The following is an 18,518-nucleotide window of genomic DNA, read 5'->3' on the forward strand; positions in this document are numbered from 1 at the left end:
GGAGCCGTGGCAGATCCAGCGAGTTACCGACCTCAACCGGGTGACATCCCCATCACCCCCGGCGTCTACCGTTTCCGCGACCCGCATGGGCGGGTCATCTACGTGGGAAAGGCCAAGAACCTCCGGTCGAGGCTGAACTCGTACTTTGCCAACCTGGCCGGGCTCCTGCCCAAGACGCACGCCATGGTGCACGCCGCCAGCAGCGTTGAATGGACCATGGTCGGCAGCGAGCTCGAGTCGCTCCAGCTGGAATACACCTGGATCAAGGAATTCAAGCCACGGTTCAACGTGGTCTTCCGCGATGACAAGACCTATCCGTACCTGGCGGTGACCATGGGGGAGAAGTTCCCGCGAGTCCAGGTGCTTCGCGGGGAACGCCGCAAGGGCACCCGGTACTTCGGCCCGTATACGGCAGGCGCCATCCGCGAAACCATGGACACGCTGCTGCGCGTCTTCCCCGTGCGCAGCTGCAGCGCGGGCGTGCTGAAGCGGGCGCAGGACAGCGGCCGGCCCTGCCTGCTGGGGTACATCGACAAGTGCGCCGCCCCCTGCGTCAACCGCGTCAGTCCCGAGGAGCACCGGGCCCTGGCCGAGGACTTCTGCTCGTTCATGGGCGGCGAGGCCAAGCGATTCATCACCAAGCTGGAAAAGGAGATGGCGGCCGCCGTGGCCGAACTGGACTATGAGAAGGCCGCCAGGCTCCGGGACGACATCATCGCCCTGCGCAAGGTCTTCGAACGCAATGCCGTGGTGCTCGCCGAGGATACCGATGCCGACGTCTTCGCCCTGCATGACGACGAACTCGAGGCTTCCGTGCAGGTGTTCCATGTGCGCGGGGGCCGGGTCCGCGGCCAGCGCGGCTGGGTGGTGGAAAAGGTCGAGGACGCCACGATGCCGGAACTCATCGAGCACCTGCTACAGCAGGTCTACGGTGAGGACAGCGAAAGCCAGGGGCGCATCCCGCGCGAAGTACTGGTGCCGGAGAACCCCAGCAACCATGAGGAACTCAGCGAATGGCTGGGCGGGCTCCGCGGCGCCAAGGTGGACATCCGCGTCCCGCAGCGGGGCGACAAGGCCGCCCTCATGTCCACCGTCCGCGACAACGCCGAACAGGCCCTCAAACTGCACAAGACCCGCCGCGCCGGCGACATCACCGTCCGTTCCCAGGCCCTCCAGGAACTGCAGGAAGCCCTGGAGCTCCCCGTCCCGCTCCTGCGCATCGAGTGCTTCGACATCTCCCATGTACAGGGCACCAACGTGGTGGCCTCCATGGTGGTGGTGGAGGACGGGCTGCCCAAGAAGGCCGACTACCGGAAGTTCTCCATCACCGGCGCGGCGGCCGCGGACGACACCGCCGCCATGCACGACGTCCTCACCAGGCGCTTCCGCCACTACCTCCAGGACAAGGCCGCCCAGCTGCCCAGGACCGGCAGCATCCCGGCGTCGGACCCGGCCGTTCCGGAACCCAAGGCCAAGTTCGCGTATCCGCCCAACCTCGTGGTGGTGGACGGCGGGCAGCCGCAGGTCAACGCCGCGGCGCGGGCCCTGGCGGAGCTGGGCATCGACGACGTCTTCGTGGTCGGCTTGGCCAAGCGGCTCGAGGAGGTCTGGCTGCCGGACAGCGACTTCCCCGTCATCCTGCCCCGCACCTCCCAGGGCCTCTACCTGCTCCAGCGTATCCGCGATGAAGCCCACCGCTTCGCCATCAGCTTCCACCGGCAGAAGCGCGGCAAGGCGATGACAGTGTCCGCTCTGGACGGGGTTCCGGGGCTCGGCGAAGCCAAGCGCAAGGCGCTCGTTGCGCACTTCGGCTCGCTCAAGAACATCAAGGCGGCCACCGCAGAGGAGCTGACCGCGGCCAAGGGCATCGGCCCCGCACTGGCCCGCGCCGTGGTGCTCCACCTCGGCGAGGAGGCGGATGCCGGCGAGGCCCGGCCGGCCATCAACATGGCCACCGGCGAAATCCTCGAAGATTAGCTAGGGTAGGACATTGACCGGTGCCCGCAACGGGAACGCCCAGCAGGGCGCCTGACTGCGGCACCGCTGCGGGCCGTGGCACGCCCGGCACGAACGCAACCAAGGATTGGGGACATTGATGGACGAGGCAACGGCAGGATCCGGCGCGGAGCAGGACGGGCTCACTCCCGTCAAGCCCGTCGAGGCGGAACTGCTAGTGGTGACAGGCATGTCGGGTGCAGGCCGCAGCACGGCCTCGGACGCGCTGGAGGACCACGGCTGGTACGTCGTGGAGAACCTCCCGCCGCAGATGCTCGGCACCCTCGCCGAGATCGTCTCGCACGCCCCGCAGTCCATCCCCAAGCTCGCCGTCGTGGTCGACGTCCGCAGCAAGGGGCTGTTCACGGACATTCGGACCGCGCTGGGTGCCCTGAGCGCCACGGGCATCACCTTCCGGGTCCTGTTCCTGGACGCCAGCGACGACGTCCTGGTCCGCCGCTTCGAACAGGGCCGGCGCCCGCACCCACTGCAGGACGGCGGCCGCATCCTCGACGGCATTGCCGCCGAACGCGACGTCCTCAAGGAACTTCGCGAACACGCCGACGTCGTCCTGGACACCTCCACCTTCAACGTCCACGGCCTCGCCACCGCCATCACCGAGCTGTTCAGCGACACCGGTCCCGTCACCCTGCGCCTGAATGTCATGAGTTTCGGCTTCAAGTACGGGCTGCCCGTGGACGCGAACTTCGTGGCCGACGCCCGCTTCATCCCCAATCCGCACTGGGTGCCGCTCCTGCGGCCGCACACCGGCCTGGACGCCGACGTCAGCAACTACGTCCTCGAGGCCGAGGGCGTCAAGGAGTTCGTGGACCGCTACGTGCGCGCCCTCGAACCCGTCCTGGACGGCTACCGCCGGGAAAACAAGCACTACGCCACCCTTGCCGTCGGCTGCACCGGCGGCAAGCACCGTTCGGTGGCAGTCGCCGTCGAGCTGTCCAAACGGCTCGCGCAGTACCCGCGCGTCACCGTCACCACGGCCCACCGCGACCTGGGCCGGGAATAGTGGGGGTCCTCACCGGGCCGCTGCCGCTGATCCCGCCCAAGGGAACCCCCGGCAGCCAGCAGGACAAGAGCCCCTCCGTCGTGGCGCTCGGCGGGGGCCACGGCCTGTCCGCCTCGCTGTCCGCCCTGCGGCTGCTCACCTCCGAACTCACGGCCGTGGTTACGGTGGCGGACGACGGCGGTTCCTCCGGGCGGCTGCGTGAAGAGTACGGGGTCCTGCCGCCCGGCGATCTCCGCATGGCGCTGAGCGCCCTGTGTGACGACACCGACTGGGGCCGCACCTGGCGCGACGTCATGCAGCATCGCTTCAAGGCGGCCGAGGGCCGCAGCGGTTCGCTGGACGACCACGCCATGGGCAACCTCCTCATCGTCACCCTGTGGGAGCTACTGGGGGACACCGTGGCCGGGCTCAAATGGGCCGGGGCGCTGCTTGGCGCCCGCGGCCAGGTCCTGCCCATGTCCAGCGTGCCCCTGACGATCGAGGGCAAGGCCCGCGTGGCGCTTCCTGGGGGAGGTGTTGAACTCCAGCCCATCCGCGGCCAGGCAAAATGTGCCGTGGCAGGCTCCCTCGAAGACGTCCGGCTCCTGCCCGAAGACGCCCCGGCCTGCACCGAGGCGCTCACAGCCATCGAACTGGCCGACTGGGTGGTGTTGGGCCCGGGCTCCTGGTACACCTCCGTGCTGCCGCACCTGCTGCTCCCTGAACTGCGCCAGGCGCTCGGCAACACTGCGGCGAAACGTTGCCTTACCATGAACCTGGATATGGACACCAAGGAAACCTCCGGCATGTCCGCCGCGGACCACCTTGACGTGCTCCGCAAGTACGCCCCCGAATTCAGCGTCGACGTCGTCCTGGCAGATCCTGCCGCAGTGCAGGATGTCAAGGCCTTCGAGAAGGCTGCCGGGATGATCGGCGCAGAGGTTGTGTTGGGTAGAGTAGGGGCGTCGCGACGCCGCCCTGTCCACGATCCTCTGCTTCTGGCGGCGGCGTACCACGATATTTTCGGGAACAGTTAGGAACACGCCATGGCACTGACCGCATCGGTCAAGGACGAACTGTCCCGCTTGGACATCAAGAAATCATCTGTCCGCAAGGCCGAAGTCTCGGCCATGCTCCGCTTCGCAGGCGGACTGCACATCATCTCCGGGCGCATCGTGATCGAGGCCGAAGTCGACCTCGCCTCCACGGCGCGGCGCCTGCGGGCAGCCATCGCGGAAGTCTACGGCCACCAAAGCGAGATCATCGTCGTCTCCGGCGGGGGGCTGCGGCGCGGCAGCCGCTACGTGGTGCGGGTGGTGCGCGACGGCGAGGCCCTCGCCCGCCAGACCGGCCTCCTGGACGGCCGCGGCCGTCCGGTGCGCGGCCTGCCGTCCGCCGTCGTCAACGGTTCGGCCGCCGACGCCGAGGCCGTCTGGCGCGGTGCCTTCCTCGCGCACGGCTCGCTCACGGAACCCGGCCGCTCCTCTTCCTTGGAAGTCACCTGCCCCGGTCCCGAGTCGGCCCTCGCCCTGGTGGGCGCGGCACGCCGGCTCGGCATCCAGGCCAAGGCCCGCGAAGTGCGCGGAGTGGACCGCGTGGTGATCCGCGACGGCGACACCATCGCCGCGCTGCTGACCCGCATGGGGGCGCACGACGCCCTCATGGTCTGGGAGGAACGGCGCATGCGCAAGGAAGTCAGGGCCACGGCCAACCGGCTCGCGAACTTCGATGACGCCAACCTCCGCCGCTCGGCCCAGGCCGCCGTTGCCGCGGGTGCCCGCGTGGACCGTGCCCTCGAGATCCTGGGCGACGACGTCCCGGACCACCTTAAGTACGCCGGCGAGCTTCGCGTGGCCCACAAGCAGGCAAGCCTCGACGAACTGGGACGCCTCGCCGAACCGCCCATGACCAAGGACGCCATCGCCGGACGTATCCGCCGGCTGCTCGCGATGGCCGACAAACGGGCCATCGATCTGGGCATCCCGGGTACCGAGGCAAATGTGACTCCCGAAATGATGGACGAATAGGACCCGCGCCTAGAATCAACTCGGGATGGAGGAAATACTGCGGCGGCGCAGCGGGTTGTTCCCGGTGGCGGCCCCCGCAAGGATTCTCCCCACGGATTTCCGGCCGGTCCGCCAGCCGGATGACCACAACGAGAGTTACTGACCGGACCTAGGTCCACGACATTGGAGGATTTCGTGACAGAGTACGTTCTGCCCGAGCTTGGCTACGACTACGCAGCACTCGAGCCGCACATTTCTGCAAGGATCATGGAGCTGCACCACAGCAAGCACCACGCTGCTTACGTGGCAGGCGCCAACAACGCCCTCGCGCAGCTGGCTGAGGCCCGTGAAAAGGGCGACTTCGCCAACATCAACCGCCTTTCCAAGGACCTTGCGTTCCACACCGGCGGCCACATCAACCACTCCGTGTTCTGGAACAACATCTCCCCGGACGGCGGCGACAAGCCCGAGGGCGAGCTCGCTGCTGCCATCGACGACGCCTTCGGTTCGTTCGACGCGTTCCGTGCACACTTCACCGCTGCGGCCATGGGCCTGCAGGGCTCCGGCTGGGCGTTCCTGGCCTACGAGCCCATCGGCGGCAACCTGGTCATCGAGCAGCTTTACGACCAGCAGGGCAACGTCGCAGTCGGAACCACCCCGCTGCTGATGCTGGACATGTGGGAGCACGCCTTCTACCTGGACTACGTCAACGTCAAGGCCGACTACGTCAAGGCTTTCTGGAACATCGCCAACTGGGCCGATGTCGCCAAGCGCTTCGAAGCCGCCCGCACGAACGCCACGGGCCTCATCGTCCTCTAGTGAGCTGCATTTCATGCTGATGTAACAAAAGTCACATTGTGCATGTATTTCGCCCAAATGCTGGAAAGCCTGCCCCCGCAGTTGCGGGGGCAGGCTTAGTTAAACGTAAGATGGGTCACGGAAGGCGGTTAGCCTTCAGCAACGTGGCTGGTCGCCCTCCGATCTGATAATCATCTCTGCCCAATGACGTGCGGGATCTGTCGGTTGGACCTGAAAAGTTCCGACTCACTAGGCGTGCTTGAAACAGCACCAAGGAGATTACATAGTGACCACCCGTATTGGTATCAACGGCTTTGGCCGCATCGGCCGTAACTACTTCCGCGCAGCACTGGCCCAGGGCGCAGACCTTGAGATCGTTGCAGTCAACGACCTCACCAGCCCCGAGGCGCTGGCGCACCTCCTGAAGTACGACTCCGTCGGCGGCCGCCTGACCCAGTCCGTGGAGGTCTCCGAAGGCAACCTGGTAGTTGACGGCAAGGTCATCACCGTTCTGGCCGAGCGCGATCCCGCCAACCTCCCGTGGGGCGAGCTGGGTGTCGACATCGTCATCGAGTCCACCGGCTTCTTCACCAAGGCTGCCGCTGCCCAGAAGCACATCGACGCCGGCGCCAAGAAGGTGCTCATCTCGGCACCTGCCAGCGACGAGGACATCACCATCGTCATGGGTGTCAACCACGAGCTCTACGACCCCGCAGCGCACAACATCATCTCCAACGCTTCCTGCACCACCAACTGCCTCGGCCCCCTGGCCAAGGTCATCAACGACTCCTTCGGCATCGAACGCGGCCTGATGACCACGGTCCACGCCTACACGGCGGACCAGAACCTGCAGGACGGCCCCCACGGCGACCTCCGCCGCGCACGCGCCGCCGCCATCAACATGGTCCCCACCTCCACCGGCGCAGCCAAGGCCATCGGCCTGGTCCTCCCGGAGCTCAAGGGCAAGCTGGACGGCTACGCCATCCGCGTTCCCGTCCCCACCGGCTCCGCCACGGACCTGACCGTCACGGTTTCCCGCGAAGTCACCGTCGAGGAAGTCAACGCAGCCCTCAAGGCAGCCTCCGAGACCGAGCAGTTCAAGGGCATCCTCAGCTACACGGATGCACCGATCGTCTCCTCCGACATCGTCGGCGACCCCGCCTCCTCGATCTTCGACTCCGGCCTGACCAAGGTCATCGGCAACCAGGTCAAGGTTGTTTCCTGGTATGACAACGAATGGGGCTACTCCAACCGCCTCGTTGACCTCACGGAGCTCGTCGCATCCAAGCTGGGCTAGGGTAGACACATGACATCTCACACCCTCAACGAACTCATCGCTGAAGGTGTCCGCGGGCGGTACGTTCTCGTCAGAAGTGACCTGAACGTGCCGCTCGACGGCTCTACAGTGACCGACGACGGCCGCATCAAGGCCTCCCTTCCGGTCATCGAAAAGCTCTCGGACGCCGGTGCCCGCGTGCTCGTAACCGCCCACCTCGGCCGCCCCAAGGGCGCCCCTGAGGACAAGTACTCGCTCAAGCCTGCTGCAGCCCGCCTGGCGGAGATTGCCCCGTTCAAGGTGGAGCTCGCCGCTGACACTGTCGGCGCCTCCGCCACGGAGCTCGCCGCACTGCTGCAGGACGGCGAAGTGCTCGTCCTCGAGAACGTCCGCTTCGATGCCCGCGAGACCAGCAAGGACGACGCCGAGCGCGGCTCCTTCGCCGACGAGCTCGTGGCGCTGACGGGTGACAACGGCGCCTTCGTGGACGACGCCTTCGGCGCCGTGCACCGCAAGCACGCCAGCGTCTACGACGTCGCCACACGCCTGCCCTCCTACCAGGGCGATCTGGTGCACACCGAGGTGGACGTGCTGCAGAAGCTCACCACGGATACCCAGCGGCCCTACGTTGTGGTCCTCGGCGGCTCGAAGGTCTCCGACAAGCTCGCCGTGATCGACAACCTCATCGGCAAGGCAGACACCATTCTGGTGGGCGGCGGCATGCTGTTCACCTTCCTTGCGGCCGCAGGCCACAAGGTGGCAGGCAGCCTGCTCGAAGCAGACCAGATCCCTGTGGTGCAGGACTACCTTGAGCGCGCCGCAGCAGCCGGTACCTCGTTCGTCGTCCCCACCGACGTCGTGGTCGCCAGCCGTTTCGCGGCCGATGCCGACCATGAAGTCGTCAGCGCCGACGCCATCGAAGGCAGTGCCTTCGGAGCCGCAGGCATCGGACTGGACATCGGGCCTGTCTCGGCGGCGGCGTTCGCCGAACAGATCAAGGGCGCCAAAACAGTCTTCTGGAACGGCCCCATGGGCGTGTTCGAATTCGAGGCCTTCTCCAGCGGTACCCGTGCCATCGCACAGGCCCTCACGGAGACGCCTGCCTTCACTGTGGTGGGCGGCGGCGACTCCGCTGCAGCCGTGCGGACCCTCGGCTTCGAGGACTCCCAGTTCGGCCACATCTCCACCGGCGGCGGCGCCAGCCTGGAATACCTTGAAGGCAAGGAACTTCCCGGGCTCAGCGTGCTGGACCGCTAAAGCCATACCGGCCGGCAGGGCGCCCGTCCCACACCAGGGCCCGCCCTGCCGGCTGTTCTCTCTTTCCACTCATTCTTTGGAGTTCACGTGACTACCTCTGCCAACGGCAACTTCGTCCGCAAGCCCTTCATCGCCGGCAACTGGAAGATGAACATGGACCACGTCCAGGGCATCACCCTCCTGCAGAAGCTGGCCTGGACCCTGTCCGACGCCACGCACGACTACAGCCGCGTCGAGGTAGCCGTCTTCCCGCCGTTCACGGACCTGCGCGGTGTGCAGACCCTGGTGCAGGGTGACGAGCTGGACGTCGTCTATGGCGGCCAGGACCTCTCCCAGCACGACTCCGGTGCCTACACCGGTGACATCTCCGGCCAGTTCCTGAACAAGCTCGGCTGCTCTTACGTCTTGGTAGGCCACAGCGAACGTCGCACCATCCACAACGAATCCGACAAAGTCCTCAACGCCAAGGTCAAGGCCGCGTTCAAGCACGAGGTCACCCCAGTGCTGTGCGTCGGCGAGGGCCTGGAGATCCGCCAGGCCGGCACCCACGTGGAGCACACCCTGGCCCAGCTGCGTGCAGGCGTGGCGGAGCTCACCGCCGAGCAGGCCGCCGAGCTCGTCGTGGCCTACGAGCCTGTCTGGGCCATCGGCACCGGCGAGGTCGCAGGACCGGAAGACGCGCAGGAAATGTGTGCCGCCATCCGCGCCGAGCTCGCCACCATCTTCGACGACGCAGTCGCCGCCAAGACGCGTCTGCTGTACGGCGGTTCGGTCAAGGCCAACAACGCCGCGGCGATCATGGCCGAAACAGACGTGGACGGATTGCTTGTGGGTGGCGCCAGCCTGGACGCTGCGGAGTTTGCTAACATTGTCAGGTTCGAGAGCCACCTCGTTACGGACTAGTCCGGCCCAAGGTTCCGCTCCCGTTATCCGATCTTTCGAAAGGCCGTCGTGGACGTTCTTCAAGTCATTCTGCAGATCCTGCTGGGCATCACCAGCCTTCTGCTGACGCTGCTCATTCTGTTGCACAAGGGACGTGGCGGCGGTTTGTCCGACATGTTCGGCGGCGGCATGAGTTCCGGATTGAGCTCCTCCGGCGTTGCGGAGCGGAACCTGAACCGCTTCACCATCATCCTCGGCATCACCTGGGGTGCCGTGATCATTGGCCTTGGCCTGATCATGCGCTTCGCCGCCGGGGGCGATTCCTAGCTTTCCCCGGCGGAAACGGCAGTCCCGGCATGATCGGGACTGCCGCCGTCGGGATCCCCGCATTAGACTGGGCCTGTTGGCTTCACCGCCAGCCGGCCGAGTCTTGAGGGGATCGAAGATGGTTCATGGCACGTCAGGATTCCGGGGCACCCGTGCGGGCGTCACTGCCGGATCAGCCCCAAGGAACCAGTCCGACCATAATGTCGGCGACAGCTTGCCGCGTATTCGTGTTTCCTATTGGTGCGCCAAAGGACACGAGACGCGGCTTGTTTTCGTTAAGCTGCCGGAGGACCAGATCCCCAAGAGCTGGGACTGCCCCAAGTGCGGCTGCACGGCGGGCCGGCATCCCGGCGAAGCCCCGGAGCACAGGGACGCAGAAGACGGCTTCAAGAGCCATCTGGACTACGTTAAAGAAAGACGCTCCAGCCAGGACGCGGAAATCGTCCTGGCTGGAGCGCTTGAGCGGCTACGCGCCCGCGGGGTCCTTCCGGACCAGCTGCTGCGGGACCCGTGAGGCAGCGTTCTCGTCGATAAGCCACAAGGTCCGCGAACGGCCCAGCGGGCCGGACGCCGGGACCTGCACCGGGTTGGCGCCGGCAAGCGCCAGCCCCACCGCACCGGCCTTGTCCTCGCCTGCCACCACCATCCAGATCTCCTGGGCGGTGTTGAGGGCCGGCAGCGTCAGGGAAACGCGCGACGGCGGCGGCTTGGGGGCGTTTTCCACGCCCACCACAGTCCGGTCCTTGACGCGGATGGCGGCCTGCTCCGGGAAGAGCGAGGCCACGTGCGCATCCGGTCCCACACCAAGCAGCAGGATGTCGAAACGGGGCAGCTCCCCGGCCTCGTCCGGACGGTTGTCCGAGGTGTCCGCGGCGTGCTCCGCCTCGGCAGCGGCCTTGAGGCGTGCCGCGTAGTCGGCTGCGGCGTCGTCTGCCGAGGCAAACTCGTCCGAGGAACCGGGGACGTGGACCCTGGCCGGATCCACCGGGAGGTGGGCCAGGAGCGCCTTGTGCGCCTGGAGGGCGTTCCGGTCATCGCTGTCGGCGGCGACGAACCGTTCGTCGCCCCACCAGAAGTTGACCCGGGACCAGTCCACCGCTGCGGCTGCGGGGGAGTCCGCCACAGCCTTCAGGGTGCCGATTCCCACGGTACCGCCGGTCAGGACCACGGTGGCCTCGCCGTGCTTGTCCTGTACGTCCACGAGCTTGGTGATGAGCCGTGCTGCAATGGCCGCCATCAGGACGGCGGAGTCTGGATGGATGCTTACTCTGGGGTCAGCGTGCACTTGTGTGGACTCTCCTCTGGCTGGTTAGGGGCAGTCCCATCGTAATCACTTCTCCGAAGACTTCGTCGGGGTCGAGCCGGCGGAGTTCTTCGGCGAGGCAGTCCTTGAGGCTGCGCCGCGGCAGGGAGATCCGTTGGGTGGGCTGGCCGGGCTGGCTCAGTTCCGCCACGGACAGGCCGGGGCGGAAGAGCTGGACGTCGCCGCTGGAGCGGGTGAGGCGGACGCGGCGGATGCCGGTCCCCGCCGGATCGGCCACGATGGTGACCGGTGCTTCCAGCGCCCGGGTGAGCCAGGCCGCCAGGAGCAGGGTGGACGGGGAGTCCGAGGCGCCCTCGACTGCAATGGCCGAGACGGGGTCGCCGTCCATCTGGTCGAAGACCGCGGCCAGCTGCATGCGCCAGTTGGTCAGCCGGGTCCAGGCCAGGTCGGTGTCGCCGGCCTTGTACGTGGAGCGGATTCTCTCCAGGGCCACCGCCGGGTCGGCCTCGTTGGCGGAATCGGTGATCCGGCGGTGCGCGATGCGCCCGATGGAGGTTTCGCAGGCGCTTTCCGGGGCGCCGTGCGGCCACCAGGCCACGATCGGCGCGTCGGGCAGCAGCAGCGCGGCCACGAGCGATTCGCTCTCGTGGGCGAGCTGGCCGAAGCCGCGGAGCACGATCACCTCGGAGGCGCCGGCGTCGCCGCCCACCCGGATCTGGGCGTCCAGGCGGTCCGGGGCCTCGGCCCCGGCGTCGGCGAGGACGATGATGCGGCAGGGGTGCTCGCGGCTGGCCTCGTTGGCCGCCTCGATGGCTTCCTCCTCCAGCCCGGACTTGGTGACCACCACGAGGGTGAGCACGCGGCCCAGGGCGATCACGCCGCCCTGCTCGCGCAGGGCCGTGATCTTCTTGGAGATCTTGGAGGTGGTGGTGTCGGGAAGATCTACGATCATGGCCTTCTCCAGGTTCGTCCGTCGCGGGCAAGGAGTTCGTCGGCCGAGGCGGGGCCCCAGCTGCCGGGGGCGTACGGCTGCGGCTGCTCGTCCAGGCCGGCCCAGTATTCCTCGAACGGGTCAAGGATCTTCCAGGACAGTTCCACTTCGGCGTGCCGGGGGAACAGCGGCGGTTCGCCCAGGAGGACGTCCAGGATGAGGCGTTCGTAAGCTTCGGGGCTGGACTCCGTGAAGGAGTGGCCGTAGCCGAAGTCCATGGTGACGTCGCGGACTTCCATCTGCGTGCCCGGCACCTTGGAGCCGAAACGGATGGTGGCACCCTCGTCCGGCTGGACGCGGATCACCACGGCGTTCTGGCCGAAGTCGTCCTCAGCATGGTCGCGGAACAGCAGGTTGGGGGCGCGCTTGAACACCACGGCGATTTCCGTGACGCGGCGTCCCAGGCGCTTGCCGGCGCGCAGGTAGAACGGCACGCCGTTCCAGCGGCGCGTGTTGATGTCCACGCGGATCGCGGCGAAGGTTTCGGTCTTGGAGTCGGCGGGGATGCCGTCCTCGTCCAGGTAGCCCTGCACCTGCTCGCCGCCCTGCCAGCCGCCCGTGAACTGGCCGCGCGCGGAGTGCGTGGACAGGTCATCCGGAAGCTTGACCGCGGCCAGGACCTTTTCCTTCTCGGCCCGCAGGTCGTCCGCGTTGAAGGAGATGGGCTCCTCCATCGCGGTCAGCGCGAGCAGCTGCAGCAGGTGGTTCTGGATGACGTCGCGGGCCGCGCCCACGCCGTCGTAGTAGCCGGCGCGGCCGCCCGTGCCGATGTCCTCGGCCATGGTGATCTGCACGTGGTCCACGTAGTTCGCGTTCCACAGCGGTTCGAACAGCTGGTTGGCGAAACGAAGGGCCAGGATGTTCTGGACCGTTTCCTTGCCCAGGTAGTGGTCGATGCGGAATACGGCATCCTGGGGGAATACGGATTCCACGATGTCGTTCAGCTGCCGGGCCGACTCGAGGTCGTGGCCGAAGGGCTTCTCGATGACCACGCGCCGCCACTGCCCGGACTTCGCCTGGGCGAGGCCGTGCTTGGAGAGCTGCCGGCAGACCTGTTCGAACGCCTTGGGCGGGATCGAGAGGTAGAAGCCGTGGTTGCCGCGGGTTCCGCGGGTCGCGTCGAGTTCGTCCAGGGTGTCGCCGAGACGCTCGAAGGCGTCGTCGTCGTCGAACTCGCCCTGGACGAAGCGCACGCCCGAGGCCAGCTGCTCCCAGACGGCCTCGTCGAACTTGGTGCGCGCGTGGGCCTTGACGTTTTCCTTCACCTCGGCGGCGAAGTCTTCGTTGTCCCATTCACGGCGGCCGAAGCCCACCAGGGCGAAGCTCGGCGGGAGCAGGCCACGGTTGGCAAGGTCATAGACCGCGGGCATGAGTTTCTTGCGGGCGAGGTCGCCGGTGACTCCGAAGAACACCAACGACGACGGCCCGGCGATGCGGTTCAGGCGCCGGTCGCGCGGATCCCGGAGGGGATTGCGCGGCCCGGCGTTCTTCCTGCCGTTTTCAGATTCTGGCATGTTTGCTATTGTGCCTTAGCTTTCGAGGGCGCTGGCCTGGCCGGCCAGCGCAGCGACAACATCCTGGAGCTGCGCCACGCCGGCCGCACGGTCGGTGAGGTGCAGGCGGAGAACCGGACGGCCGTGGCCTTCCAGGACCTGGGCGTCACCGGAGGCCTGGGCCGCGATGAGCTCACCGAAGGTGAAGGGGCGCTCGGGGATGGCGAGGTCCGTGGCCGAGGCGGCCGTGACCTGCAGGAAGGCGCCGATAGCGGGGCCGCCCTTGTGGAACTGGCCGGTGGAGTGCAGGAACCGCGGGCCCCAGCCGAACGTCACGGGGCGGCCGCCGACTGCAGCCAGCTGGTCCCGGACGCCTTCCAGCGGGGCATGCGTGATGCGGTCCAGGTACGCCTGGACGCTCAGGTAACCCGTGGCACCCAGTTCGCCCAGCAGTGCCTGCACCGCTTCGCCAACCGTGGCGGCGTCGCCCAGCCAGGCACCGCCGCGGACCTCCACCGAACCGTCAACGAAGGCGGCAGGGGTCGGCTCGGGGCGGGCGTCCAGCAGGCCGCGGGCGGCAACCTTGGCTGCCTCGACGTCGGGCTGGTCGAAGGGGTTGATGCCGAGCAGGCGCCCGGCGACCGCCGTCGCGAATTCCCACACCAGCATCTGGGTGGCCAGGCCACCGGCGATCGCGACTTCGTTTTCACCGAGTTCGACGTCGGAGTCCTCGCCCACCAGCCGCACCACCAGGACGTCGTCGGCGCCGCCGCTGACCTCCGGGGCGTTGGGGCCGGCGACGACGGGAAGCACGCCCGTGCCCAGCTTGCCGGTCGATTCGGCGATGAGCTGCTCGGCCCAGTCGGCGAAGCCGACGATCCCGGAGCCATCCTCGGCGATGACGATCTTGTTGCGCAAGGGAGCCGTGCCGCCGAGGGCGATGCCCAGGGCGAGCCCGATGTTGTCCGCGGCGTCCTCGTTGAGGATTTCGGCGGCTTCCTCGGCCTCGTCCAGGAATGCCTGGATGTCCACGCCGGCCAGGCCGCAGGGCACCAGGCCGAAGGCGGTCAGCGCGGAGTAGCGTCCGCCGACGTTGGGGTCGGCGTTGAAGACGGCACGGTAACCGGCCTCGCGGGAGGCCTTGTCCAGCGGGGAGCCGGGGTCCGTCACGATGATGATGCGGCTCTTCGCGTCGATGCCGGCCTCGGTGAAGGCCTGCTCGAAGATGCGGCGCTGGGAGTCCGTCTCAAGGGTGGAACCGGACTTGGACGAGACCACGATGGCGGTCTCGGCCAAGCGGTCCGCGACGGCGGCACCGACCTGCTCGGGATCGGTGCTGTCCAGCACAGTCAGCTCGACGCCAGCGGTGCCGGCAATGACCTCGGGAGCCAGGGAAGAACCACCCATGCCGCACAGGACAATGCGGGTGATACCCTCGGCGCGCAGGGCATCACCGAGTTCCAGGATGCCGTCTACCAGCGGCTGGGAGACGGCCGCGGCCTCAACCCATCCGAGGCGGACGGCGGATTCGGACTCCGCGTCGGGACCCCACAGGGTGTGGTCCTTGGCGAAGATCCGCGTGGCGATCCGGTCTTCGACAAGACCGTCGATGTGCTTCTCGATGGCCTGTCGTGCGGCACCGGTGGCGTCGTAGCTGAGTGTGCTCATGGTGGGTTAGGAAGCCTTCCGTGCAGCGGCGAGGGCGCCCTCGACGTCGGCCAGCAGTTCCTTCCAGCTGGCCACGAACTTCTCGAGGCCTTCGGACTCGAGCAGGGCCACGACGTCGTTGTAGGAAACGCCGAGCGCCTCGAGGGCGTTGAGGGTTTCGTTGGCGGCCTCGTAGGTGCCGGAGATGGTGTCTCCGGTGACTACGCCGTGGTCGAAGGTGGCCTCAAGGGTCTTCTCCGGCATGGTGTTGACGATGCCGGCGGCGACCAGTTCGGTCACGTACAGGGTGTCCGGGTATGCCGGGTCCTTGACGCCGGTGGAGGCCCACAGGGGGCGCTGCGGCAGGGCGCCGGCCTCGGCCAGCACTGCCCAGCGTTCGGTGGAGAAGAGCTCTTCGTAGACCTGGAAGGCGAGGCGGGCGTTGGCAACGCCGGCCTTGCCCTTGAGGGCCCTGGCTTCGTCGGTGCCCAGGGCGTCGAGGCGCTTGTCGATCTCGGTGTCCACGCGGGAGACGAAGAAGGATGCCACCGAGTGGATCGTGGAGAGGTCGTGGCCGTTTTCCTTGGCCAGCTCCAGGCCGGACTGGAAGGCGTTGATGACGGCGCGGTAGCGCTCCAGGGAGAAGATCAGGGTCACGTTGACGCTGATGCCTTCGCCCAGGACAGCGGTGATCGCCGCGAGGCCTTCGAGGGTCGCCGGGATCTTGATGTGGACGTTGTCCTTGTTGACCTTCTTGTAGAGGTGCTTGGCCTCGGCGATGGTGCCTTCGGTGTCCCAGGCGAGGCGGGGGTCCACCTCGATGGAGACGCGGCCGTCAACACCCTTGCTTGCGGCGGCGACCGGGGCGAAGAGGTCGCAGGCGTCGGCGACGTCGGTGGTGGTGATCTCGAAGATCGTTTCGTCCAGGGTGGCGCCCTGGGCGGCGAGTTCGGCGACCTTCCCGTCGTAGTAGTGGCCGGTGGTGATGGCGGCGTGGAAGATCGACGGGTTGGTGGTCACACCGACCACGTTCTTCTCTTCGATCAGCTTCTGCAGGCTGCCGCTGGACAGGCGTTCCCGGGAGAGGTCGTCAAGCCAGATCGACAGACCGGCATCGGAAAGCTGCTGCGTGGGAGTCGTAGTCATTTTCTTTATCTCCTTGAAAATTTGTTCGTGTCAGGCCGGGAGGCCGGCGAGGGAGTCCTTGGCGGCGGCGGCGACTGCCTCTGCCGTGATGCCGAACTCCTGGAAGAGGCGCTTGTAGTCGGCGGAAGCGCCGTAGTGTTCGAGCGAGATCGAACGGCCTGCGGAGCCGACGAACTCGGCCCAGCCCAGGGCCAGGCCGGCCTCGACCGAAACGCGTGCCTGGACGGCAGCCGGAAGGACAGCTTCGCGGTAGGCGGCGTCCTGCTTCTTGAACCATTCGACACACGGCATGGAGACCACGCGGGCGGCGATGCCTTCGGCCTGGAGGGCTTCGCGGGCCTGGACGGCCAGCTGGACCTCGGAGCCGGTGCCGATCAGGATCACGTCGGCGGGAACGGTCGCGCCGTCCTTGGAGGCTTCGGCCAGGACGTAGCCGCCCTTGGCCACGCCTGCGACCGAGCCGAAGGTGTCGCCCTCGGCTTCGCCTTCACCACGGGCGTAGGTGGGGATGTTCTGGCGGGTCAGCACGATGCCCGCAGGGTTCTCGTGGTTCTCCAGCATGGTCTTCCAGGCCACAGCGACCTCGTTGGCGTCGCCGGGGCGGACCACGTCCAGGCCCACGATGGCGCGCAGCGTGGCGAGCTGTTCCACCGGCTGGTGGGTGGGGCCGTCTTCGCCCAGTCCGATGGAGTCGTGCGTCCACACGTACAGCGACGGGACACCCATGAGGGCGCCGAGGCGGATGGCGGGGCGCTGGTAGTCGGAGAAGATCAGGAAGGTGCCGGAGAACGCCCGGGTGCGGCCGTGCAGGCTGATGCCGTTCACGATCGACGCTGCGGCGTGTTCGCGGATGCCGAAGTGCAGGACCCGGCCGTAGGGGTTGCCCTTCCACGCATCGGTGGAGCGCGATGCCGGGATGAACGACGGCGAGCCCTCGATGGTGGTGTTGTTGGACTCGGCGAGGTCGGCGGAGCCGCCCCAGAGTTCGGGCATGACCGGGCCGATGGCGTTCAGGACCTTGCCGGACGCGGCGCGGGTGGACACGTCCTTGCCGGCCTCGAACACCGGCAGTGCGGCGTCGAGCTCCACCGGAAGCTTCTTGGCTTCGATGCGCTCCAGCAGTGCGGCGTTCTCCGGGTTGGCGGACTGCCATGCTTCGAAGTCTGCCTGCCATTCGGTGCGGGCGGCTGCGCCGCGGTCAACAACGGCGCGGGCGTGGGCCAGGACGTCTTCATCAACCTGGAAGGTCTTGGCGGGGTCGAAGCCCAGGACTTCCTTCAGTGCCGCGACTTCCTCGGTGCCCAGGGCGGAACCGTGGATCTTGCCGGTGTTCTGCTTCTTGGGGGCCGGGAAGCCGATGATGGTGCGCAGCGAGATGATGGAGGGCTTGTTCGTCTCGGCCTTGGCCGCGAGCAGGGCGCTGTAGAGTTCCTGGACGTCTTCGACGTATTCGCCGGTCTTGGTCCAGTCAACGCGCTGGGTGTGCCAGCCGTAGGACTCGTAGCGCTTGAGGACATCCTCGGTGAACGCGATGTCGGTGTCGTCTTCGATCGAGATGTGGTTCTCGTCGTAGATCACCACGAGGTTGCCCAGTTCCTGGTGGCCGGCCAGCGAGGAAGCCTCGGAGGTCACGCCTTCCTGGAGGTCGCCGTCGGAGGCAATGACCCAGACGGTGTGGTCGAACGGGCTGGTGCCCTCCGCTGCCTCGGGGTCGAACAGGCCGCGCTGGCGACGCTGGGAGTAGGCGAAGCCCACGGAGGAGGCCAGGCCCTGGCCGAGCGGACCGGTGGTGATCTCCACGCCGGCTGTGTGCTTGTACTCCGGGTGGCCCGGGGTCAGCGAACCCCAGGTGCGCAGCGCCTCGAGGTCCTTCAGCTCCAGGCCGTAGCCGGAGAGGAAGAGCTGGATGTACAGGGTCAGGGACGTGTGGCCCGGGGACAGGATGAACCGGTCACGGCCGATCCAGTCCGGGTTCTTGGGGTCGTGGCGCATCAGCTTCTGGAACAGCAGGTATGCGGCGGGCGCCAGGGACATTGCCGTGCCCGGGTGGCCGTTGCCGACCTTCTCCACGGCATCCGCGGCCAGGACACGCACGGTGTCAACAGCGCGCTGGTCCAAGCTGGTCCATGACAGTTCTTGCTCTTCCAAATGTGGCACGAAAACCGAGCCCCTCTCTGTGCTGACGGCAGGCATTGAGGACGCGCCGGAGCAGGGGCACAGGATGGCGCCCGCTGCGGGTTGTCTACCAGCCGTTCACCATTGAAACGTTGATCTATCACCCAGTCACCCGATCCTGAGAATGCGTTTTCCCGGAAAGCCGTCGAGTGCTGATCTGCAGACAGCTTAGCCTCATTCGGGGGCCTGGGCCGTGGGATTTCCCAAAATTGGGCGGAAATTCCGTTTTATGAATCACTGTGCGGTTTACAAGGCGTG

General features: G+C 67.1%; 16 protein-coding genes. 10 read left to right on the top strand and 6 right to left on the bottom strand.

Annotated features, from left to right (window positions below):
- Window positions 1-6: 6 nt before the first annotated feature.
- The 10 genes from uvrC to NVV90_RS10275 all read left to right on the top strand — a co-directional run bounded on the left by uvrC (window position 7) and on the right by NVV90_RS10275 (window position 10,058).
- Complete coding sequence (gene uvrC / locus NVV90_RS10230; protein ID WP_258437203.1) at window positions 7-1,977, top strand: excinuclease ABC subunit UvrC; 1,971 nt, start codon at window positions 7-9, stop codon at window positions 1,975-1,977.
- Between the two features lie 118 nt (window positions 1,978-2,095).
- Window positions 2,096-3,019: an RNase adapter RapZ gene (rapZ, locus tag NVV90_RS10235; RefSeq protein WP_258437204.1), complete on the top strand. Its 924-nt coding sequence runs from the start codon at window positions 2,096-2,098 to the stop codon at window positions 3,017-3,019.
- Window positions 3,019-4,035, top strand: a complete 1,017-nt coding sequence (gene yvcK / locus NVV90_RS10240) for a uridine diphosphate-N-acetylglucosamine-binding protein YvcK (protein WP_258437205.1) — start codon at window positions 3,019-3,021, stop codon at window positions 4,033-4,035. The genes rapZ and yvcK overlap by 1 nt, the downstream gene beginning before the upstream one ends.
- A 9-nt stretch (window positions 4,036-4,044) precedes the next feature.
- Window positions 4,045-5,025, top strand: a complete 981-nt coding sequence (whiA, locus tag NVV90_RS10245) for a DNA-binding protein WhiA (protein ID WP_258437206.1) — start codon at window positions 4,045-4,047, stop codon at window positions 5,023-5,025.
- Window positions 5,026-5,199: 174 nt separating this feature from the next.
- Window positions 5,200-5,823 carry a superoxide dismutase gene (locus tag NVV90_RS10250; protein ID WP_258437207.1) on the top strand — a complete coding sequence of 208 codons (624 nt, stop codon included), beginning with the start codon at window positions 5,200-5,202 and terminating at the stop codon, window positions 5,821-5,823.
- A 265-nt stretch (window positions 5,824-6,088) separates the two neighbouring features.
- Window positions 6,089-7,099, top strand: coding sequence for a type I glyceraldehyde-3-phosphate dehydrogenase (gene gap / locus NVV90_RS10255; RefSeq protein ID WP_258437208.1), 1,011 nt, complete (start codon window positions 6,089-6,091; stop codon window positions 7,097-7,099).
- A gap of 9 nt (window positions 7,100-7,108) precedes the next feature.
- Window positions 7,109-8,335 carry a phosphoglycerate kinase gene (locus NVV90_RS10260; RefSeq protein WP_258437209.1) on the top strand — a complete coding sequence of 409 codons (1,227 nt, stop codon included), beginning with the start codon at window positions 7,109-7,111 and terminating at the stop codon, window positions 8,333-8,335.
- An 87-nt stretch (window positions 8,336-8,422) separates the two neighbouring features.
- Complete coding sequence (gene tpiA, locus NVV90_RS10265; protein WP_258437210.1) at window positions 8,423-9,238, top strand: triose-phosphate isomerase; 816 nt, start codon at window positions 8,423-8,425, stop codon at window positions 9,236-9,238.
- A gap of 48 nt (window positions 9,239-9,286) precedes the next feature.
- A complete protein-coding gene (secG, locus tag NVV90_RS10270) occupies window positions 9,287-9,544 on the top strand; it encodes a preprotein translocase subunit SecG (protein WP_258437211.1) in 258 nt (85 codons plus the stop codon).
- Between the two features lie 118 nt (window positions 9,545-9,662).
- Window positions 9,663-10,058, top strand: a complete 396-nt coding sequence (locus NVV90_RS10275; protein WP_258437213.1) for an RNA polymerase-binding protein RbpA — start codon at window positions 9,663-9,665, stop codon at window positions 10,056-10,058.
- Here NVV90_RS10275 and pgl read toward each other — a convergent pair.
- The 6 genes from pgl to tkt are packed head-to-tail and all read right to left on the bottom strand — an operon-like array spanning window position 10,011 to window position 18,278.
- Window positions 10,011-10,781, bottom strand: a complete 771-nt coding sequence (gene pgl, locus NVV90_RS10280; protein ID WP_258437214.1) for a 6-phosphogluconolactonase — start codon at window positions 10,779-10,781, stop codon at window positions 10,011-10,013. The genes NVV90_RS10275 and pgl overlap by 48 nt on opposite strands.
- A gap of 37 nt (window positions 10,782-10,818) precedes the next feature.
- On the bottom strand, window positions 10,819-11,760 hold the full coding sequence (locus tag NVV90_RS10285) for a glucose-6-phosphate dehydrogenase assembly protein OpcA (RefSeq protein ID WP_258437215.1): 942 nt from the start codon (window positions 11,758-11,760) through the stop codon (window positions 10,819-10,821).
- Window positions 11,757-13,313 carry a glucose-6-phosphate dehydrogenase gene (zwf, locus tag NVV90_RS10290; RefSeq protein ID WP_258437216.1) on the bottom strand — a complete coding sequence of 519 codons (1,557 nt, stop codon included), beginning with the start codon at window positions 13,311-13,313 and terminating at the stop codon, window positions 11,757-11,759. The genes NVV90_RS10285 and zwf overlap by 4 nt, the downstream gene beginning before the upstream one ends.
- Window positions 13,314-13,328: 15 nt before the next feature.
- On the bottom strand, window positions 13,329-14,960 hold the full coding sequence (locus NVV90_RS10295) for a glucose-6-phosphate isomerase (protein WP_258437217.1): 1,632 nt from the start codon (window positions 14,958-14,960) through the stop codon (window positions 13,329-13,331).
- Window positions 14,961-14,966: 6 nt separating this feature from the next.
- Window positions 14,967-16,085, bottom strand: coding sequence for a transaldolase (tal, locus tag NVV90_RS10300; protein WP_258437218.1), 1,119 nt, complete (start codon window positions 16,083-16,085; stop codon window positions 14,967-14,969).
- Between the two features lie 30 nt (window positions 16,086-16,115).
- A complete protein-coding gene (gene tkt / locus NVV90_RS10305) occupies window positions 16,116-18,278 on the bottom strand; it encodes a transketolase (protein WP_258437219.1) in 2,163 nt (720 codons plus the stop codon).
- Window positions 18,279-18,518: the final 240 nt, after the last annotated feature.

This window comes from Arthrobacter sp. CJ23, assembly GCF_024741795.1.
Lineage (GTDB): Bacteria > Actinomycetota > Actinomycetes > Actinomycetales > Micrococcaceae > Arthrobacter.

Excerpts from the sequence above, each read along its gene's own strand:
- rapZ (WP_258437204.1), top strand. The coding sequence starts at position 2,096 with ATGGACGAGGCAACGGCAGGATCCGGCGCGGAGCAGGACGGGCTCACT.
- whiA (WP_258437206.1), top strand. The coding sequence starts at position 4,045 with ATGGCACTGACCGCATCGGTCAAGGACGAACTGTCCCGCTTGGACATC.
- NVV90_RS10260 (WP_258437209.1), top strand. The coding sequence starts at position 7,109 with ATGACATCTCACACCCTCAACGAACTCATCGCTGAAGGTGTCCGCGGG.
- NVV90_RS10275 (WP_258437213.1), top strand. The coding sequence starts at position 9,663 with ATGGTTCATGGCACGTCAGGATTCCGGGGCACCCGTGCGGGCGTCACT.
- pgl (WP_258437214.1), bottom strand. The coding sequence starts at position 10,781 with ATGGCGGCCATTGCAGCACGGCTCATCACCAAGCTCGTGGACGTACAG.
- NVV90_RS10285 (WP_258437215.1), bottom strand. The coding sequence starts at position 11,760 with ATGATCGTAGATCTTCCCGACACCACCACCTCCAAGATCTCCAAGAAG.
- zwf (WP_258437216.1), bottom strand. The coding sequence starts at position 13,313 with ATGCCAGAATCTGAAAACGGCAGGAAGAACGCCGGGCCGCGCAATCCC.
- NVV90_RS10295 (WP_258437217.1), bottom strand. The coding sequence starts at position 14,960 with ATGAGCACACTCAGCTACGACGCCACCGGTGCCGCACGACAGGCCATC.
- tal (WP_258437218.1), bottom strand. The coding sequence starts at position 16,085 with ATGACTACGACTCCCACGCAGCAGCTTTCCGATGCCGGTCTGTCGATC.
- tkt (WP_258437219.1), bottom strand. The coding sequence starts at position 18,278 with ATGCCTGCCGTCAGCACAGAGAGGGGCTCGGTTTTCGTGCCACATTTG.